The sequence below is a fragment of the Streptomyces sp. NPDC056734 genome (assembly GCF_042790455.1).
Taxonomy (GTDB): Bacteria; Actinomycetota; Actinomycetes; order Streptomycetales; family Streptomycetaceae; genus Streptomyces.
In genome coordinates this window covers 42473-60317 of sequence record NZ_JBHTZD010000020.1, presented here as the reverse complement: position 1 = coordinate 60317, position 17845 = coordinate 42473, and the positions used below count along the sequence as shown (strand labels likewise).

The following is a 17845-nucleotide window of genomic DNA, read 5'->3' as shown; positions in this document are numbered from 1 at the left end:
TCGCCGCCCACCCACCCCACCGCTGTTACAACCCCCCGCTAACGTGGGGGAAGTACCGCCGGCCCCCCGCGCGGCGGGGGGGGCGCCGGGGGGGGGGGGGGCGGCCCCCCCGCCACCCCGGCCGAGCCGATGAGCGCCTCCTTCGGCACGGACCTCGTCGCCTCCGTCGTCGTCTTCCTCGTCGCCCTGCCGCTGTGCATCGGGGTCGCCGCGGCCTCCGGTGTCCCGGTGGCGCTGGGCATCATCTCCGGCATCATCGGCGGGCTGGTGGTGGGCTTCCTGCCGGGCAGTTCGCTCCAGGTGAGCGGCCCGGCCGCCGGTCTCGCCGTGCTGGTGCTGGAGTTCGTGACCGAGCACGGGGTCGGCCTCCTGGGGCCGGTGGTCCTGGTCAGCGGGCTGCTCCAGATGGCGCTCGGGGCGCTGCGCGCGGGCCGGATCTTCCAGTCCATCTCCCTGTCCGTGGTGCAGGGCATGCTGGCCGGGATCGGCGTCCCGCTGATCCTCAGCCAGACCTACGCCATGGTCGACTCCAAGCAGCTCGGTACGGCCATGAAGAACATCGGCGGGCTGCCCGAGCTGGCGTCCTCGGTGGCCGGGGACGCGCACAAGGCCGCGGCGCTGGTGCTCGGCCTGATGTCGCTGGTGCTGTGCTTCGTGTGGAGGAGGGTCCCGGCGCCGCTGAGCAAGGTCCCGGCGCCGCTGATCGCGGTGATCCTGGGCTGTGTCATCGGGATGATGCCGGGCTTCGAGGTCAAGAAGGTGACGTTCGGCAACATGCTGGACGCGGTCACCTTCGTCACCCCGTCCGCGCTGGGGCATCTCGTGGATCCGGCGGTGCTGACGATGATCGTCACCTTCACGGTGATCGCGTCCGCCGAGAGCCTGTTCAGCGCGGCGGCCGTGGACCGGATGCACACCGGCCCGCGGACCAGGTACAACGCCGAGCTGTTCTCCCAGGGTGTCGGCAACACGATCGCCGGGCTGGTGGGCGCGCTGCCGCTGACCGCGGTGATCGTGCGCAGCGCGGCCAATGTCCAGGCGGGCGCCAAGACCAAGATCTCCCGGATTCTGCACGGTGCCTGGCTGCTGGGCTTCGGTCTGCTGCTGCCGGGGCTGCTGGGGCTGATCCCGGTCTCGGTGCTCGCGGGGGTGCTGCTGCACGCGGGCTGGAAGCTGTTCAACCCGCCCGCGTTCAGGACGATGTGGCGGACCGACCGGGGTGAGGGCATCGTGATGCTGATCACCACGGGCGCGATCGTGGTGGCGAACCTTCTGGAGGGCGTGCTCGCGGGGCTGGCCGTGGCGATCGTGCTGGTGGCGCTGCGGATGTCCCGGATGACGATCCGGCAGTCCACCACCACGGACACCGGACGGCTGGAGCTGAAGGGCAACGCCACCTTCCTGCGGCTGCCGAAGCTGATCGAGGCCCTGGAGTCCATCGCCGACAGGCCCCGAGTCCATGTGGACGCCACCGGGCTCTCCCATCTCGACCTCGCCTGCCGCAGCCAGATAGAGGAGTGGGCGGACCAGCGCCGCAAGGCGGGCGCCCTGCATATCGACGTACGGCTGCCGGGGGATGGCGGTCGGGCGGCGGCTGACCGCCATGGGGCACCGGACGAGGAGGTGCCGGACACGCTGGAGACGGAGGTCATGGAGGTCGCGGCGGTCATGGAGGCCGCGGCGGTCGCGGCGGTCCCGGCGGGGAACGGGATGGACGAACCGGTCCGCCCGTACGTGACGGCGCAGGTGCCGACGCCCGCACCTCATGGCCAGCTCCACCCCATGGGCCAGGGCTACGCCCACCATCACCAGGTCCATACGGCGCCGGCCGCACGCCCGTACCCGCCGTCGTATCCGCACCCGCACCACCAGGGCCACCCTGCGCACCCCGCGCAGGCCCGTCCGGGCCAGGCCCACCAGCCCCACCCGAACCACCACGCCGTCCAGCCCCCGCACCACGGGACGGTCCCGGACGGCGGCCAGTACGGCCAGGGCACCGGGTACTGGGGCCCGCAGGACGAGTGGGCCGCCCCGCAGTACGGCGAGGGGACCCGGCGATGAGACGACACCGGCCGAGGGGCCTCAAGGGCACGAAGGGCGCGACGAAGGACGCCGCGGACGACAACCTGTTCCTCCTGCTGAGGTCCCTGCACCGATTCCTGACGGCATGCCAGGACGACCCCGAACTCCTCGCCCGCCACCCCGGACCGCACACGACCGTCGAACCCGGCCGGCCGCCTCTCCCGCCACCGGCCCGGCTCCCCCGGCGGAACACCCCGCCCCGGGCAGAACACGGGGAGGCGAGCCGCAGGGAAAGGGTGGGCTGATCAAAGCCACCGGTCGGCTCCGCCACCGACCGGTCCCGGCGCCGGGGTCTCCATACGGGCTCATGGAGACCCCGGCGCCTTCGTCCGTCGGCCGGTCGGTCAGGGCGCCGGGTGTTCCGACGGCGACTCCTTGCCGCCGCAGGGCCGAAGCGCACGTTCGGGCCCTCGACAGGCACCGCCCCCGACAGACCCCCAGGCCGCGCAGGCCCGACGCACGGGGGACCCCGTTACGCCGACAGCTCCTCCCGCAACGCGTCCCGCAGCCGTGCCGCCCGTTCCGCCACCTCGGCGGGGCCCAGGGTGACCGCGCGGTCGGCCCAGCGCTGGCCCTCGGCCAGTTCGCCGCGGCGGGCGTAGACGAGGGCGAGGCGCAGGGCCGCGCGGCCGTGGCCGGCGTCGGCGGCGCGGGTCCACCACACCGCGGCCTCGGGCTCGCTGCCCTCGCGGGCCAGCAGCAGACCGAGGTTGAAGGCGCCGTTGCGGGAGCCGGCCTCGGCGGCGGCCCGGTACCAGTGCGCCGCCTCCACGACATCGCCGCGCGCGGCGGCGAGCATGCCGACGCGCACCTGGGCCCGGCGGTGCCCCTGGGACGCGGCCCGCTCGTACCACTCCTCGCACTCGGTCTTGCGGTGCGCGGGCTCGCCCAGTTCGTGCGGCGAGACGGGCGGGCGCCGGGCGTCGAGCACGGCGGCGAGCCGGTACGCGCCCTCCGCGCTGCCCCCGCCCGCGGCCCACCGCAGATGCCGCTCGGCCTCGCGCTCGTCGCCCGCGCGGAGGCGCGCGATGCCGACCTGGAGCGCCGCGTCGGTGTGCCCGGCGGACGCGGCCCGCTCGTACCAGCCCAGGGCGTCCGTGTCGGCGCCCCGGCCCGCGTACAGGATCCCGAGGTTGAACGCGGCGTCGACGCTCCCGGCCTCCGCCGCCTTGGAGAACCACGGCTCGGCGCCGGCCGTGTCGCCGCCCTGGAGCAGCAGGACGGCGAGCGCGTTGGCGGCCTCCCGGTGCCCGGCGTAGGCCGCGCGCCGGTACCACTGCTCGGCCTGGGCGGTGCGGCCCTGCTCGGCGCAGAGCAGCGCGAGGTTGTACGCGCCGTTGATGTCCCCGGCGTCCATCGCGGCCCGGTACCAGCGCTCGGCGGTCTGGGTCTCGCCGCGCTCGGCGTGCAGCGCGCCCAGCGCGTTGGCGGCGTTGCCGTCGCCGTCCTGGGCGGCCCTGAGCCACCACACGGCCGCGTTCTCGCTGTCCCCGGCGTCGCGCAGCAGGAACCCGAGCGCGCAGGCGGCCCGCGCCTCACCGTCCTTGGCGGACGTCAGATACCAGCGCCCGGCCTCCTTCAGCTCGCCGCGCCGCTCCAGGATCGCGCCGAGCTGGAGCGCCGCCCGGCGGTGCCCGCGCGCGGCGGCCTGCCGGTACCACTGCTCGGCCTCCTGGGCGCAGGCCCGCCCGGTGCCGCTGTCGGCCCCCTCGCGCAGCGTCCGCCGGTCCAGCTCGCGGGCGAGACGGTACGCCGCCTCCCGGTGGCCGTGTTCGGCGGCGGCCCGCATCCACTGCTCGGCGGTGGCGTCGCCGCGGTGCTCCAGCAGATCGGCGAGCGCGTACGCGCCGAGCACATGGCCCTGTTCGGCGGACTGGCGCAGCCAGTACTCGGCGGCCGGCTCGTCGCCGCGCTCACGGTGGTACCGCCCGAGCGCGTGCGCGGCGGCGGCGGACCCGGCGACGGCGGCGACCCGCCACCATCCGGCGGCCTCGTCGGCGTAGCCGCGCTGGTGCAGCAGGACCCCGAGGTTGTTGGCGGCGGCCCGGTCCCCGGCGGCGGTGGCGGCACGCAGCTGGGGCTCGGCTCCGTCGAGATCGCCGCGGCGCAGCAGCATGGCTCCGAGGACGCTCATCGCCTCGACCTCACCGGCCTCGGCGGCGGCGCGGGTACGTGCCTCCTCAGCAGCCTGTCCCGTATCGCCCCGGTCGGTCCCGATTTCACCCTGCCTGGAATCGGTCACATCCCGGTCGGAAGGCTGCACAAAACGCCCTGTATCCAACAGAGTTGCCTTGTCCCCCATAACGTCCATCGTCGCACCACCAACAACCTGGGTACACCTGGTATACCGCAGCCAGTGAGGTCACTTCAGCGTTTTGTCGACATGCCCACAGAGAGACAAGTCAAACACAGCTTTCCCAACTCTCCACGGCGGCACGGCGACCCGAGTCCCGGCACTGTCCCGGCACATGCGTTCGCACAGCACGAAGGCCCGGATCCAATTGAGGATCCGGGCCTTCGCCGTCACACGCCCTGGGCGTCGACTTGAGTAGCGGGGACAGGATTTGAACCTGCGACCTCTGGGTTATGAGCCCAGCGAGCTACCGAGCTGCTCCACCCCGCGCCGTTGTGTGAGAACCGTACCACGGCGCGGGAGGGGCTATTCGATCAAGCCCGTCAGCCGGTGTCCGGACTGCTCGACGGGCTCGGACTGGGACTGGAACCGGCACTGGAACTGGCACTGGAAGTGGACCCACCGGACGGGCTCGCGCTGGTGCTCAGGCTCGGAGTGGCGCCGCCGGCACCGCTCGCCTGCGCCTCCTCGGCCCGCTTGAGCGCGGCCTCCAGCTCCGTCTGCGCCCGGCCGTACGCCTCCCAGTCACCGTTCTTGAGGGCTTCCTGGCCCTCGTCGAACGCCTTCTGGGCGTCGTCCAGCGCCTGCTGGACCGTCGGGTTGTCGGAGGTCGGCGGCGGTGGTGGCTGCTCGGGGTCCGTACCGGTGTCCGGTGGTGGCTGCGGTGCCGTCCCCTCGGCCCCGAACACCTTGTTGAGCGCCTCGTCGAGGGTGTCCTCGAAGGCCGTGTTGCCGCCGTAGGAGACCAGCACCTTGCGCAGCAGCGGGTACTTCAGCCCGCCACCGCGGACGTAGACGGGCTCCACGTACAGCAGACCGCCGTCCAGGGGCACGGTCAGCAGATTGCCGTACTCGACCTCCGAGTCGCCGCCTTGCAGAAGTCTGATCTGCTCGGCGATGTCCTGTTCGGAGTTGAACTGGCTCTGCACCTGTTTAGGTCCGTCGACGGTCGTACTGGTCGGCAATTTAAGAATTCTGATCTTGCCGTAGTCGTCGGTACCGGCTTCCGCGTCGACCGTCATGAACGCGCTGAGGTTGTCACGCCCGTTGGGGGTGAAGGTCGTCGTCAGCGAGAACGCCTGCTGCTCCTGGTCGGGCATCTTCATGCTGAGGTAGTACGGCGGCACCGCGCTGCCCGACTTGTTGGTCGGGTCGTCCGGCACCTGCCACACCTCGCTGCCGCTGAGGAAGGTGTTGGCGTCCTCGACGTGGTAGCGGGTCAGCAGCTCGCGCTGGACCTTGAACAGGTCCTGCGGGTACCGCAGATGCGCCATCAGCTCGTCGCTGATCTCGCCGCGCGGCTCGACCGTGCCCGGAAACGCCTTCATCCAGGTCTTGAGGACCGGGTCCTCGGTGTCCCACTCGTAGAGCTTGACCTCGCCGGTGTACGCGTCGACGGTCGCCTTCACCGAGTTGCGGATGTAGTTGACCTGGTTCTCCTGGGCCACCACCGCGCGGGAGTCGTTCGCCGCCGTCAGCGAGTCCGCCGTGGTGTCACCGAGGGTCGTGCGCGAGGCGTACGGGTAGCCGTTGGTGGTCGTGTACGCGTCGACGATCCACTGGATCCGGCCGTCGACGACCGCCGGGTAGGCGTCGCCGTCGATGGTCAGCCAAGGCGCCACAGCCTCGACCCGTTCCTTCGGCGTGCGGTTGTACAGAACCTGCGAGCCCTCGCCGATCGCTCCGGAGTAGAGGATCTGCGGCTCGCCGAACGCCACCGCGTACGCGGCCCGGTTGAGCGGGTTGGAGAGGCTGACCCCGCTGTCGCCCTGGTACGTGTAGCTCTTCTCACCGCTGTCGTCGGAGTAGTCGATCTCCTTCTGGGGACCGCCGACGATCGAGTACTCGGTGGTCTTCTCGCCGTAGTAGATCCGCTGCTCGTACTCGCCCAGCTCGCCCTGGGAGGGCAGGTCGGACTCGGTGAAGACCGGGCGGCCCTCGGAGTCGACCGCGGTGCCCTCGGCGGCGACCACGCCGTAGCCGTGGGTGTAGCGGAAGTGGGTGTTGATCCAGTTCTGCTTGTCCACGCCCGCGAGATTCAGCTCGCGCAGACCGATGACGGTGTCCTGCTCCACGCCGTTCTCGCTGTAGCGGTCCACGTCCAGGTTGGTCGGGAACGCGTAGTACTGCCGCATCTGCTGGAGCTGCTGGAAGGTCGGCGAGATGATGTTGGGGTCCATGATGCGGATGCTGGCCGTCTGGTCGACGTCGTCCCGCAGCGTGGTGAGGTCCTCGGTGTCGCTCTTGCCGTCGTAGTCGGTGACCTGGGCGTCCTCGATGTCGTAGGCCTCACGCGTCGCCTCCAGGTTCTTGGCGACGTACGGGGCTTCCTTGGCCTGCTCGTTGGGCTGGACCTGGAACTTCTGGACGATCGCCGGGTAGAGCCCGCCGATCAGGATCGCCGAGAGCACCAGCAGGCCGAAGCCGATGACCGGCAGCTGCCAGGTGCGCCGCCACAGTGTGGCGAAGAACAGCAGGGCGCAGATCACGGCGATGCAGAACAGGATCGTCTTGGCCGGCAGATACGCGTTCGCGTCGACGTACCTCAGGCCCGTCCAGTTGTCCGTCGCCTTGAAGTCGCTGGACTTGACCGCCAGACCGTACCGGTCGAGCCAGTACGCGACCGCCTTCAGGGCGACGAAGATGCCGATCAGCACCGACAGATGGCCGGTGGCCGCGCCGGTGGCGCGCGCGCCCGGGCTGGTGATGCGCAGCCCGCCGTAGAGGTAGTGGGTCAGGGCGGCGGCGATCACGGAGAGGATCGCCGCGGCGAAGCCGAAGCCCAGCAGGAACCGGTACCAGGGCAGGTCGAAGGCGTAGAACGACACGTCCAGGTTGAACTGGGGGTCCTTCTGCCCGAAGGGCACGCCGTTGACCCACATCAGCCAGGTCCGCCACTGCCCGGTGGCGGAGGCGCCGGCGATCAGGCCGACCAGCGCGGTGATCCCGAACAGCAGCCACTTCTTGTAGGGAGCGATTCCCATCCGGTAGCGGTCGAGGTTCTGCTGCTCCATCGACATCGCGCTCAGCGGGGGGCGCAGCCGGTGGGCCAGCCAGATGTTGAGGCCGACCGCCAGCGCCATCAGCAGGCCGAAGACGAAGAAGAGTCCGATCTTGGTCCACAGGGTGGTGGTGAAGACCGATGAATAGTTAACCGACCGATACCAGAGCCAGTCCGTCCAGAACCCCGCGAACATGGTGAACGCCATGCCGAGGACGGCGAGGACGCCCAGCGTCATGAGCAGGGTCCGGACCCGCCGGGACGGTCGGCCCACTCTGATCCGTGGCCCCGTCGGGCCTCCGCCGCGGTCCGGCATCTGGAAAGCCAAGGTGTGCACCTCGAAAGTCGCTGTTGATCTGTCCGGCCCGCCTTTTTCGGGCCGCCGAAAGGGCCCGGTGATCGTAGGCCCTCATCTATGCAACTTACTCACGCTTTACTCGGTTCCCGATTTCGGGGGAGAACGAGGCAGGATTGTGACCATGTCCAACACCCCCATGGCGGCGAGCCCGCTCACCCGGGCCGTACTGGAGATCGACGAGTACGTCTCCGGCCTCGGCTGGGACCAGCCCGCCCGTCTCTTCGCCCTTGTCGACACCGCCCGGCTTCGCGTTCAAGAACCCTCCCTCGCCGCCCAGCTCGATCTCGGTGAGGAGCAGGAGAGCGCCGGCCTCACCCCCATCGAGCAGGACGAGATGGCAACGGACAAGCCGCTGGACGAGTTCCTGGCGACCATCGCCTGGCCGGACGCGGTGGCCGGATGTGCGCTGAGCGTGGAGCGGCTGATGCTGCCGCCGTCCGCCGAGGCCCAGGTCCCGCAGGATCTGGACGAGGCCGCGCTGGCGAAGTGGGTGGCCGAACATCCCCGCCGCCAGGAGGTCCGGATGACGGTCGCGGTGCTGCGCGACGGCGCCCGCGAGTCGGCCCTCAGGCTGCGCGCCAAGGACACCCCTACCGAGGTGGTCACGGGGTCGGAGCTGGTGCCGGGCCTGGCGGAGGCACTCTCGGCGACCTTCGCGGACTGAGTCCGGCCTTCACGGACTGAGTCCGGCCTTCACGGACCTGGGGCCGGCCTTCGACGTCTCGACGACGGGGGCCGGCCTTCGAGGACCGGCGCCCGTCAGCCGGTCGCCGCGCAGGTGGTCAGGTCGGCGGTGTCGCCGTCGCGGATGTCCTTGAGGGCGTTGAGCGCGTCGTCCATGGTCGCCACCTTGACGAGGGTGAGCCCCTCGGGCGTGTCCTGGACGGCGGACGCACAGTTGTCGGCGGGCGTCAGGAAGTACTGGGCGCCCATCTCGCGCGCGCCGACCGTCTTCATCTCGACGCCGCCGATCGGACCGACCTTGCCGTCGTCGTCGATGGTTCCGGTCCCGGCGACGAACGAGCCTCCGGTGAGGCTGCCCGGCGTGAGCTTGTCGTAGATGCCGAGCGCGAACATCAGACCCGCGCTCGGCCCGCCCACATCCGCGAGCTTGATGTCGATGGTGAACGGGAAGGTGTGGTCGGTCCCGGCGGAGATACCGACGATGGCCCGCTCCGCACCGGTGTCGTCCGAGGTGGCCGTCTTGATGGTGACCTGCTCGGTCTGGGTCGGCTGCCGGTTCTCCTTCTCCGCGTCGGCCTGCTCCTTGGCGGGCACGATGGTGAAGACGACGTCCTCGCCCGGCTTGTGCTTGGTGACCAGTTCGGCGACATCGGCCGGCGCCTTGACCTCCGTACCGTCCACGGCCTTGATCACATCGCCCGCGTGCAGCACGCCCTCGGCCGGGGAGTCCTTGACGACGGTGGAGACGATCACCCAGGACTGCACCTCGATGTCCAGCTCCTCCAGGGCGGCGACCTTGGCGCTCTCCTGGGACTGGCTGAATTCCTCGGCGTTCTCCTGGGTCGACTGCTCCTCGGTCTGGCCGTCCGGGTAGAGCGTGTCGTGCGGCACGACCTTGTTGTCGTGGGCGAGCCAGCCGTAGACCGCCTCGACGAGGTTCATCCGGTAGTCGGCGCTCGTGACCCGGACCGTGGTCATGTTGAGATGGCCGTCCGTGGGATACGTCTCGTGTCCGGAGATCTGGAGCACGGGCTCGCCGTCGTGGTCCCCCAGCGTGTTCACCGACGGCCCCGGGGACATCTCCGAGTACGGGACCTTGATGAGCACTCCGGCGCACAGCAGCGCGATCAGCATCAGGGTGGACGCGAGCATCGTCACGGTACGGCGTGGCATGGTCCGACAGTACGGGACGCTTCTGTCAGCGCACCGTGAGGGCGTCCGGTCGGGGGGCGGTGCTCGGGCAGCCGGTTCAGGAGCCGGCTCTGGAGTCCTCCACCACGTCCGCGGCCTTCACCTTCACGGCCGCCGCGCTCCCAGCCGTCGTGTGCGCGTGGGACCGCTCCATCGCCGCGCGGAAGCGGGCGTATCCATCCAGCTCGGGGCCGTCGCTGCGGGCCTTGCGGGTGCGGTTGGCCCAACTTCCCCACAGCCCCGCGGCGATCGCGGCCACCAACGGAATCAGCAACCACGCGAGCGCCGCCATTCCGACCTCCCAACCCCAGATGAGTCCGCAACGGAATGAAACTGACTGATCAGCAGATTAACCATCCGCACTGACAACGCTCGCGGCAGGGGCGCGGTTACGCAAGCGGAGAGGGTGCATGGGGGTTGATCGGGGCGGTCGGGGCGGTGCGGATCGGGGGGCGGGCGGGTTCAGCAGGCGCCGACCCATTCCTCGGTGCCGTCGGAGAACGACTGGTGCTTCCAGATGGGCACCTCGTGCTTGAGGGTGTCGATCAGCATCCGACAGGCGTCGAAGGCCTCGGCCCGGTGCGGACAGGCCACGGCGACGATCACCGCGAGATCACCGACCGCGAGATCGCCCACCCGGTGCACGGCGGCGAGCGCCCGCACCGGGTACTCGGCGGCGACCTTCTCGGCGATCCTGCGTATCTCGCTCTCGGCGGACGGGTGGCAGGAGTAGCCGAGCGCGTCCACTCCGGCGCCCCCGTCGTGGTTCCGCACGGTCCCCACGAACAGCGCGATCCCGCCCGCCGCGGCGTCACCGACGGCCGCGAAGACCTCGTCGAGGGAGAGCGGTGTCTCGCGTACGGCGATCAGCTTGACGGGCTCGGCGGCGGCCCGCTCGCCGGGGTGATCGTGGGTAGCAGCCATGCGCCCATCGTGCCTGACGTATGCCGGAGTGTGGAATACCGTTTTCACTCCGGGCGCGGGGAGTGGGTGAGGGCTGGTGGCGCGCTTCCCTGTGCGGCTGTGACGAGGCACGCGCGTGGCGCTCCTGGCGCGGCTGCGACGAGGCACGCGCGCGTGGCGCTCTTGGTGCGCCCGGGACGCCGGTCACGCGTGGCGCTCCTGGTGCGCCTGGGACGCCGGTCACGCGTGGCGACCGGTCCGCCCCGGGGCGCAGGTCAGCCCGGCGGCGGGGTCACATCCGGCGCCGTGCCTTCCGCGCCGCGTGGCGCTCCTGGTACGTCCGGGACGCCGGTCACGCGTGGCGACCGGTCCGCCCCGGGGCGCCGGTCAGCCCCGCGGCGCAGGTCAGCCCCGCGGCGGGGTCACATCCGGCGCCGCGCCTTCCGCGCCGCGTGGCGCTCTTGCGTGCGCCTGGGACGCCGGTCACGCGTGGCGCTCCTGGTACGTCCGGGACGCCGGTCAGCCCGGCGACCGGTCCGCCCCGGGGCGCCGGTCCGCCCCGCAGTGCAGGTCAGCCCGGCGACGGGGTCACATCCGGCGTCGTGCCTTCCGCGCCCGCCGTACCACCGCCGCCGCGCCCAGCAGCGCCACCGTCGCCCCGGCGGCGCCCGCGGCCGTCGCGTCCTTGCGGCCCAGGCGCCGGCCGACGACCGTGTGCCGCCCGGAGACCTCGTCCAGCAGCTCGGCGAGGACCTCCTCGTTGGTCCACCGGGGCCGCCAGCCGGCGTCATGGAGGCGGCTGCCGCTGACCACCCAGGGGTACATCGTGTACGCGAGGTCGCCCGCGGGGGACGGTGTCAGGCCGATCCGGTGCAGCCGGGCCGCGGCGCCCAGCGCGACCGCCGAGGGCAGCTCCATGCGCCGGATCCCGCTCAGCTCCTCGACCTCCTCCTGTTCCAGCCACCCGTCGCACCCGACGACCAGTTCGCCCTCGACCTTCTCCAGGACGGCGTACTCCAGCGCCCCGCACAGATCCTCGACGTGGCAGAACTGCCAGGCGGGCCGCGAGCCGGCCACCACCAGCAGCCGTGGCGACTCGAAATACCTGGTCAGCGCGGTGTCGGTGCCTCCGACTAGGACCGCGGGCCGCACCACGGTGACATTCAGCCCCGGATGCGCCCGGGGAGCGCGCCGGGCCAGCCGCTCGATCTCCAGGAGATCCCCGACGCCCGTCGCCTCCGCCGTCGCCCGCAGCTCCGCGTCCTCCGACAGCGGCAGCTCGTTGTCCGGCAGCGCCCCGTAGACCATCGCCGAGGTGCACAGCACCACCCGGTGCACCCCGGCCGCCGCCGCCGCGGTCAGGACGGTCTGCGTCCCCCGGACGTTGTACGCGGTCCGCGCGGCGGGGTCCGTCTCCAGATCCAGGTCGAGCGCCAGATGCACGACGACATCCGCGCCCCGCAGCTTCTCCGCGATCGCCGGGTCCCGTACGTCCAGGATGTGCCACCGCGCGGACGCGCACTCGCCGCGCCGCTCGTCGATGGCGACGACCTGTCTGACCTCCTCGGACGCGGCGAGCCGCGCGGTGAGCAGCGCACCCACGCCGGTCGCCGCGCCGGTGACCGCGACGACGGGCCCGCGCCCGCCGCCCGACTCGCCCGCGCGGGCCGCCGGGGCGGCGGGGCGCCGCTCGGCGGCCGGCGACGACGGCGCCGCGGGCGGCGAGGGGGTTGAGTGGTTTCGCGGTGCGCGAACCTGTGGATCTGGGGAACTCACCGGGCGTCTCCAGCGGTTGTCTACTTACGTAGCGCGATACGCAGCGCACGTGACGCGTACGTACCAGGTGGCATCCATCCTGCCGCAGCGCTGCTGTGGGCGAAGCACCGAGGCCCTATCCGTCCGGGGTGTCTAGGCTGGGTGGTGTTGTCGGGCAGTCGTGCCGCCGGAAAGAACCGGTGGCCTTAACCAGCCGAGGAATCCCGTGAGTGACACCCCATTCGGATTCGGCCTTCCGCCGGAGGAGCCGGACGACGGCGACGAGGGCAAGAAGAAGGACCAGCAGAGCGGTGGTGGTCAGGGACCGGCCAACCCGTTCGGATTCGGGGCCGGCGGCCCCGGGGCGGACAATCCGCTCGCTGCCATGTTCGGTTCACTGAACCCCACCGACCTGGGCGCCGCGTTCCAGCAGCTGGGCCAGATGCTCTCCTACGAGGGCGGCCCGGTGAACTGGGACATGGCCAAGCAGATCGCCCGCCAGACGGTGTCCCAGGGCACCGCCGACGGCGTCAAGGACGCGAGCGTGGGCCCGGCCGAGCGCACCGCCGTGCAGGAGGCGGTCCGGCTGGCGGACCTGTGGCTGGACGACGCGACCTCGCTGCCGTCCGGCGCCGGCTCCGCGGTCGCCTGGAGCCGCGCGGAGTGGGTCGAGGCCACGCTGCCCGCCTGGAAGGAGCTGGTCGACCCGGTCGCCGAGCGGGTGGGCGGCGCCATGGGCGACATCCTTCCCGAGGAGATGCAGGCCATGGCCGGCCCGCTGATCGGCATGATGCGCTCCATGGGCGGCGCCATGTTCGGCACGCAGATCGGGCAGGCCGTGGGCGTGCTCGCGGGCGAGGTCGTCGGCTCGACGGACATCGGCCTGCCGCTCACGCCGACCGGCAAGGCCGCGCTGCTGCCGCTGAACATCGAGGCGTTCGGCAAGGACCTCGGCGTGTCCAAGGACGAGGTGCGGCTGTATCTCGCCCTGCGCGAGGCCGCCCACCAGCGTCTTTTCGCCCACGTGCCCTGGCTGCGCGCGCATCTGTTCGGCGCGGTCGAGGGCTACGCGCGCGGGATCAAGGTCGACACGGCGAAGCTGGAGGACGTGGTCGGCCAGTTCGACCCGCAGAACCCAGAGGAGTTGCAGCAGGCACTCCAGCAGGGCATGTTCCAGCCGGAGGACACGCCGGCCCAGAAGGCGGCCCTGGCCCGTCTGGAGACCGCTCTGGCGCTGGTGGAGGGCTGGGTCGACGCGGTGGTGCACACCGCCGCGAAGCCCCGTCTGACGTCCGCCGACGCCCTGCGCGAGACCCTGCGCCGCCGTCGCGCGAGCGGTGGCCCGGCCGAGCAGACGTTCGCCACCCTGATCGGCCTGGAGCTGCGTCCGCGCCGGCTGCGCGACGCGTCCCGTCTGTGGGCGTCGCTCACGGACGCGCGCGGGGTGGACGGCCGGGACGCCCTGTGGAGCCACCCGGACATGCTGCCGACGGCCTCCGACCTGGACGATCCGGACGGTTTCGTGCACCGCGAGCAGATCGATTTCTCCGAGCTGGACAAGATGCTCGGCGAGGCGGCGGACGGCCGCAGCGGCTCCACCGGCAAGCCCGACCTGAAGAAGGACTCGCCGGACGACCCCGAGGACGACGACAGCAAGGGCGACGGCACCGCGTGAACCTGTACGACGACACGGTCCTCGTGCTCAAGGGCTACGAGGACCGGGCCGGGCACCAGGACGAGCTGCGCCAGTCCTACCTGGACCACCTCGCCGCCCACCCCGACGGCGTGTGGAAGTCCTGCCACGCGGGCCATGTCACGGCGAGCGCGCTGGTGATCGACCCCTCACGCGGGCGCGTGCTGCTGACCCTGCACAGGAAGCTGCGCATGTGGCTCCAGATGGGCGGCCACTGCGAGCCGGGGGACCTCTCCCTCGCGGGGGCGGCCCTGCGGGAGGCCACCGAGGAGTCCGGCATCACGGGGCTGAGCCTGCTGCCGGGCGGCCCGGTGCGCCTGGACCGCCATCCGATCCCGCCGCCCTGCCACCGTCACTACGACGTCCAGTACGCGGCGCTGGCACCCGCCGACGCGCTGCACACGGTGAGCGACGAGTCCCTCGACGTGCGCTGGTTCGCCTACGCCGAGGTCGCGGACGTGGCGGACGAATCCGTCGTACGGCTGCTGGAGGCGACGCGGGAGCGGCTGGGCGGCGGCGGGTGAGCCCGGGGGCGTTACCGACGGGGTAAGGGGCGATCGCAATGGCGATCGCCCCTTACACGTCTGCTCGACGCTCACCCGGCGCCCGCGCGGCGGGTCAGTTGCGGCTGCCCCCGAGGGAGTTTCCGCTCAGGCCGCCCGAGCCCATGCCGAACTGGCCGAGCACGCCCGAGGTGCGCAGGTGCTGCGGCGGCAGCAGTTCGCTGGGCTGCACCAGGACGTGCCCGGTGCCGGAGAAGTGCATCTCCCAGCCCTCGCCGGTGGAACCGCGGCGGCGCCACACCGCGGAGGTGGAGGTCGGCGCCTGGAGCTGGGTACGCAGGGACGTGGACCAGGCGATGACGGCGTCCGAGTCGCAGCAGATGTTTTTCTCGGGAGTGACCTCCAGGACCAGCGGCTCGCCGGAGGTCATCAGGACGACCTGCCCGGCGCCGGACAGCTCCAGGTTGTAGGCGCCCGCCGAGGCGACCTCCACGGCGCTGTCGATGGCGACGATGCCCACGTTCAGCGAGCCGTCGAAGGCGAGCACGGCGGAGCTGTCCACGGTGATGCCCCGGCCGACGTCCATGATGTGCAGGTACTGGGCGAAGTTGGCGAGGTAGACGATCCCGGTGCCCTTGCAGCGCATCAGGTCGAGCTGCTCGTCGGTCACCCGCTCGATGTTGCGCCAGCTGCGGTCGCGGTACTGGCTCTTGAACTCGACCTGTCCCTCGAAGGCGACCATGGCGCCCTGCCGGGCGAGCACGGGGCCGGAACCGAGGGTGACGTCGGTCTTGAGTAGTTGCGGGTTCTGGAGTGTGTAGCGCGCGGTGTGCTCCACCGGGATGTGCGCGAAGAGTGTACTGTGCATTGTGCTGGTGCTCCTCTCAGCCCCGGTCAGCCACGGATCTTGAAACGGTCGCCGGTGTCCTCGCTGGGCTGGACGACCACGAAACCCCGCCCCTTGAACCCGATCTGGAACGCCTCGCCGCTGCCGCGCCCGATCAGCGCGCTCGCCTTCATGGTGCGGCGGGCCTTCATGTCGAGACCGTCGGTCCAGGCGATCAGCGCGTCCGGGTCGACATAGGTCTCGCGCTCGGCGCAGTCGAGGGAGATCGGCATCCCGCGGGTGACCAGGGCGACCCAGCCGGTGCCGCGGATGACCAGGTTGGTCAGTCCGGAGCCGGAGAGCTTGGCGAGGCCCTTGACCGGCTCGATGGTGAGCCCGAGGGAGGCGTCGCAGGCCAGCAGGGTGGGGCCGTTGACGGAGATCGCCTCGTTGTTCAGATGGACGACGAGGACCTCGCCGCCGTAGTCCGCGAGATACAGCTCGCCGTCGCCGCGGCACAGCATCAGCTTGCCGCCCTCGCCGGTGACCATCTCCTCGGCGGTGCGCCGAAGGCCGGCGGGCGCCCCGTCGAACTGCACATAGCCGTCGTACGCGATCATCGAGCCGGCCTTGGCATACAGGTCCTGTCCGCTGACCATGGTGACCTTGAGCGTCTTGGCGTTGTGCACGCCCATCCGGACGCCCATGGGGGCGGAGCGCTGCGCGTGAAGTGACTGGAGGTCCATGGACTGCCTCACACCTCGAAGGGCTGGACGACGACGAAGTTGCCGGGAGCGCCCCGGAACTGGAGGTTGACCGCCTCCGAGGTCTGCCGGGCGTAGCCGGAGCGGCGCAGCCTGAGCGAGGTCGTGGTGACCGCCTGCGCGCCCGCGGACCAGGCGATGACGGCGTTGCCGTCCACATAGGTGGCCGGTCCCACGGGCAGCACGACCGGCACACCGCGCGTCTTGACGACGACCGCGCCATTGCCGGAGAAGAGCATGCTGAACAGACCGCCGCCGGGCAGTCCGGCGCCCTCGATCCGGCGGATCTCGGTGTCCAGGGCCTCGTCGAAGGCGAGGACGCCCCGCGCGCTGGTGTAGATCTGCTCGCCCTGGAGCCGGATCACGAAGAGCCGGCTGGCCTCGTCGGCGAGGAACACCTCGCCGTCGCCGGAGCAGCGCATCAGGGCCATGCCCTGGCCGGTGAGCTGCCCGGTGAGCTTGCCGAGCAGTCCGGAGCCCTTGTGCGCGAAGTCGATGTCGCCCTGGTAGGCGACCATGCTGCCCTGCTTGGCGAGGATGTTGGCGCCCTTGGTGAGGGTCGCGCGCACCAGTTCGGGGTTCTGCTCGGTCCAGCGGTCGCCCACGGGCGCCTCCGCGTACCTCGCCAGTACGACCCCCAGTCCGGCCTCCGGGGGGACGGGCGCGAGCTGGACACCGCCGCCGAAGGGCTGGGCCTGGCCGGGGAAGGCGGGGCCGCCGGGGGGCGGGGTGAAGGGGCCACCGGGCGGCGGGGTGAACGGACCGCCCGCCGGTGCGCCCGTGCCGGGCGGCGGCGTGAAGGGACCGCCGGCGGGGGCACCGCCGGGAGGTGTGAACGGGCCGCCCTGGGGCGCCTGCGGAGCGGCGGGCGGCACGGCCGGTGGCGGGACCGTCCCGGCTGGCGGGGTGTGCAGCGGCGCGGCGATGGTCGGCGCGGCGTGCACGTTGGGGGCCTGAGCGGGCGGCGGGGTCGCACCGGGGGGTGGAGCGAAGCCCTGGGCGGGCGCGGGGGCCGGGGCCGGGGCGGGGGGCGGTACGGGCGCGGGGGCCGGGGCAGGTGCAGCGGGCGCTGCCGGTGCCCCGAAGGCGGGCGGCGCGAACCCGGGCGCGGCGGTGGCCTGCGGCTCGGGCGCGGCGGGCGCCTCCTCCTCCATCACCTCGCCGCCGAAGTTCTTCAGCAGCGCGTCCAGCCCGCCGTCGAAGCCCTGGCCGACGGCGGCGAACCGCCAGACGTCCTTGAGGTAGAAGTCGCCGAGCATCACGGCACGTTCGGTGGAGAACTCCGAACCTTCGAAGGAGTACCGGGCCACCTCCTCGCCGCCCGCCACGATCCGGATGTATCCGGGGGCGATCTGCGACAGTTGTCCGTCGCCGTCGAGCGACGCCGCGAAGGACAGCTTCTGGATCTGCGGCGGTATCCGGTCGAGGGTGACCCGGAACGACTCGCTGTCGCCCGCCTGCGCGCCCAGTTGCTGAAGGGACTCCTCGGGGGACTTCGGCTGATTGAAGAAGACGAAGTACCGGTCGTCGGAGAGCCGTTCGTCGGCGTCGAGTCCGAAACAACTTATGTCGAAGCTCAGTCCGGGCCCCGAGATCTGCACGCCTACATACAGATCGGTCCCCGCGGTGAGATCACTGATCTTGGCCTTGTGGCCGCGTTGGAATTCCCTGGCCATGCGTTACGACCGTCCCCCATCCCGAATGCGAGTGCGTCGCGTCAGGCTAACGGCAA

Annotated in this window: 14 protein-coding genes and 1 tRNA gene; 5 read left to right on the top strand and 10 right to left on the bottom strand. The window is 71.5% G+C overall.

Translation table 11 applies throughout. From position 1 onward, the window contains the following. Positions 1 to 129: 129 nt before the first annotated feature. Together ACFRFC_RS28265 and ACFRFC_RS28260 are read left to right on the top strand one after the other, a co-directional pair. The gene (locus ACFRFC_RS28265) at positions 130 to 2061 is read left to right on the top strand and encodes a SulP family inorganic anion transporter (protein WP_382685054.1); all 1932 of its coding nucleotides are present in this window, start codon (positions 130 to 132) and stop codon (positions 2059 to 2061) included. Next, a complete protein-coding gene (locus ACFRFC_RS28260; RefSeq protein ID WP_382685051.1) occupies positions 2058 to 2327 on the top strand; it encodes a hypothetical protein in 270 nt (89 codons plus the stop codon). The genes ACFRFC_RS28265 and ACFRFC_RS28260 overlap by 4 nt, the downstream gene beginning before the upstream one ends. A gap of 227 nt (positions 2328 to 2554) precedes the next feature. Here ACFRFC_RS28260 and ACFRFC_RS28255 read toward each other — a convergent pair whose 3' ends face one another. The 3 genes from ACFRFC_RS28255 to ACFRFC_RS28245 form a co-directional block, all read right to left on the bottom strand. Continuing rightward, on the bottom strand, positions 2555 to 4393 hold the full coding sequence (locus ACFRFC_RS28255; protein ID WP_382685048.1) for a tetratricopeptide repeat protein: 1839 nt from the start codon (positions 4391 to 4393) through the stop codon (positions 2555 to 2557). Between the two features lie 238 nt (positions 4394 to 4631). Then, positions 4632 to 4705: transfer RNA gene (locus ACFRFC_RS28250), tRNA-Met, on the bottom strand. 53 nt (positions 4706 to 4758) lie between these two features. Beyond that, on the bottom strand, positions 4759 to 7752 hold the full coding sequence (locus ACFRFC_RS28245; RefSeq protein WP_382685164.1) for a UPF0182 family protein: 2994 nt from the start codon (positions 7750 to 7752) through the stop codon (positions 4759 to 4761). Positions 7753 to 7915: 163 nt separating this feature from the next. Between ACFRFC_RS28245 and ACFRFC_RS28240 the strand changes: the two genes are divergently transcribed. After that, complete coding sequence (locus ACFRFC_RS28240) at positions 7916 to 8458, top strand: PPA1309 family protein (protein WP_382685045.1); 543 nt, start codon at positions 7916 to 7918, stop codon at positions 8456 to 8458. 95 nt (positions 8459 to 8553) lie between these two features. On the opposite strand, the gene ACFRFC_RS28235 is transcribed toward ACFRFC_RS28240, so the two are convergent. The 4 genes from ACFRFC_RS28235 to ACFRFC_RS28220 all read right to left on the bottom strand — a co-directional run bounded on the left by ACFRFC_RS28235 (position 8554) and on the right by ACFRFC_RS28220 (position 12348). Further along, positions 8554 to 9651, bottom strand: a complete 1098-nt coding sequence (locus ACFRFC_RS28235) for a PDZ domain-containing protein (RefSeq protein WP_382685043.1) — start codon at positions 9649 to 9651, stop codon at positions 8554 to 8556. A 76-nt stretch (positions 9652 to 9727) separates the two neighbouring features. Continuing rightward, a complete protein-coding gene (locus ACFRFC_RS28230) occupies positions 9728 to 9943 on the bottom strand; it encodes a hypothetical protein (RefSeq protein WP_382685171.1) in 216 nt (71 codons plus the stop codon). 188 nt (positions 9944 to 10131) lie between these two features. Next, positions 10132 to 10593 carry a molybdenum cofactor biosynthesis protein MoaE gene (locus ACFRFC_RS28225; RefSeq protein ID WP_382685040.1) on the bottom strand — a complete coding sequence of 154 codons (462 nt, stop codon included), beginning with the start codon at positions 10591 to 10593 and terminating at the stop codon, positions 10132 to 10134. Between the two features lie 567 nt (positions 10594 to 11160). Further along, on the bottom strand, positions 11161 to 12348 hold the full coding sequence (locus ACFRFC_RS28220) for an SDR family oxidoreductase (RefSeq protein ID WP_382685038.1): 1188 nt from the start codon (positions 12346 to 12348) through the stop codon (positions 11161 to 11163). 205 nt (positions 12349 to 12553) lie between these two features. Here ACFRFC_RS28220 and ACFRFC_RS28215 point away from each other — a divergent pair, with 205 nt between their 5' ends. Continuing rightward, a complete protein-coding gene (locus ACFRFC_RS28215) occupies positions 12554 to 14002 on the top strand; it encodes a zinc-dependent metalloprotease (RefSeq protein ID WP_382685036.1) in 1449 nt (482 codons plus the stop codon). Next, the gene (locus ACFRFC_RS28210) at positions 13999 to 14544 is read left to right on the top strand and encodes an NUDIX hydrolase (RefSeq protein ID WP_382685034.1); all 546 of its coding nucleotides are present in this window, start codon (positions 13999 to 14001) and stop codon (positions 14542 to 14544) included. Before ACFRFC_RS28215 ends, ACFRFC_RS28210 begins: the two co-directional genes overlap by 4 nt. Positions 14545 to 14638: 94 nt before the next feature. On the opposite strand, the gene ACFRFC_RS28205 is transcribed toward ACFRFC_RS28210, so the two are convergent. From ACFRFC_RS28205 to ACFRFC_RS28195, 3 genes are read right to left on the bottom strand one after another with little or no spacing between them, the layout of a single operon-like run. Continuing rightward, on the bottom strand, positions 14639 to 15391 hold the full coding sequence (locus ACFRFC_RS28205; RefSeq protein WP_382685032.1) for an AIM24 family protein: 753 nt from the start codon (positions 15389 to 15391) through the stop codon (positions 14639 to 14641). Positions 15392 to 15417: 26 nt separating this feature from the next. Then, on the bottom strand, positions 15418 to 16095 hold the full coding sequence (locus tag ACFRFC_RS28200; protein ID WP_382685031.1) for an AIM24 family protein: 678 nt from the start codon (positions 16093 to 16095) through the stop codon (positions 15418 to 15420). A gap of 8 nt (positions 16096 to 16103) precedes the next feature. Continuing rightward, positions 16104 to 17789, bottom strand: coding sequence for a TerD family protein (locus tag ACFRFC_RS28195; RefSeq protein ID WP_382685028.1), 1686 nt, complete (start codon positions 17787 to 17789; stop codon positions 16104 to 16106). Positions 17790 to 17845 lie beyond the last annotated feature (56 nt).

Bases quoted from the DNA above. Each gene is read 5' to 3' on its own strand.
- ACFRFC_RS28265 (WP_382685054.1), top strand. From the start codon at position 130: ATGAGCGCCTCCTTCGGCACGGACCTCGTCGCCTCCGTCGTCGTCTTC.
- ACFRFC_RS28260 (WP_382685051.1), top strand. From the start codon at position 2,058: ATGAGACGACACCGGCCGAGGGGCCTCAAGGGCACGAAGGGCGCGACG.
- ACFRFC_RS28255 (WP_382685048.1), bottom strand. From the start codon at position 4,393: ATGGACGTTATGGGGGACAAGGCAACTCTGTTGGATACAGGGCGTTTT.
- ACFRFC_RS28245 (WP_382685164.1), bottom strand. From the start codon at position 7,752: ATGCCGGACCGCGGCGGAGGCCCGACGGGGCCACGGATCAGAGTGGGC.
- ACFRFC_RS28240 (WP_382685045.1), top strand. From the start codon at position 7,916: ATGTCCAACACCCCCATGGCGGCGAGCCCGCTCACCCGGGCCGTACTG.
- ACFRFC_RS28235 (WP_382685043.1), bottom strand. From the start codon at position 9,651: ATGCCACGCCGTACCGTGACGATGCTCGCGTCCACCCTGATGCTGATC.
- ACFRFC_RS28225 (WP_382685040.1), bottom strand. From the start codon at position 10,593: ATGGCTGCTACCCACGATCACCCCGGCGAGCGGGCCGCCGCCGAGCCC.
- ACFRFC_RS28205 (WP_382685032.1), bottom strand. From the start codon at position 15,391: ATGCACAGTACACTCTTCGCGCACATCCCGGTGGAGCACACCGCGCGC.
- ACFRFC_RS28200 (WP_382685031.1), bottom strand. From the start codon at position 16,095: ATGGACCTCCAGTCACTTCACGCGCAGCGCTCCGCCCCCATGGGCGTC.
- ACFRFC_RS28195 (WP_382685028.1), bottom strand. From the start codon at position 17,789: ATGGCCAGGGAATTCCAACGCGGCCACAAGGCCAAGATCAGTGATCTC.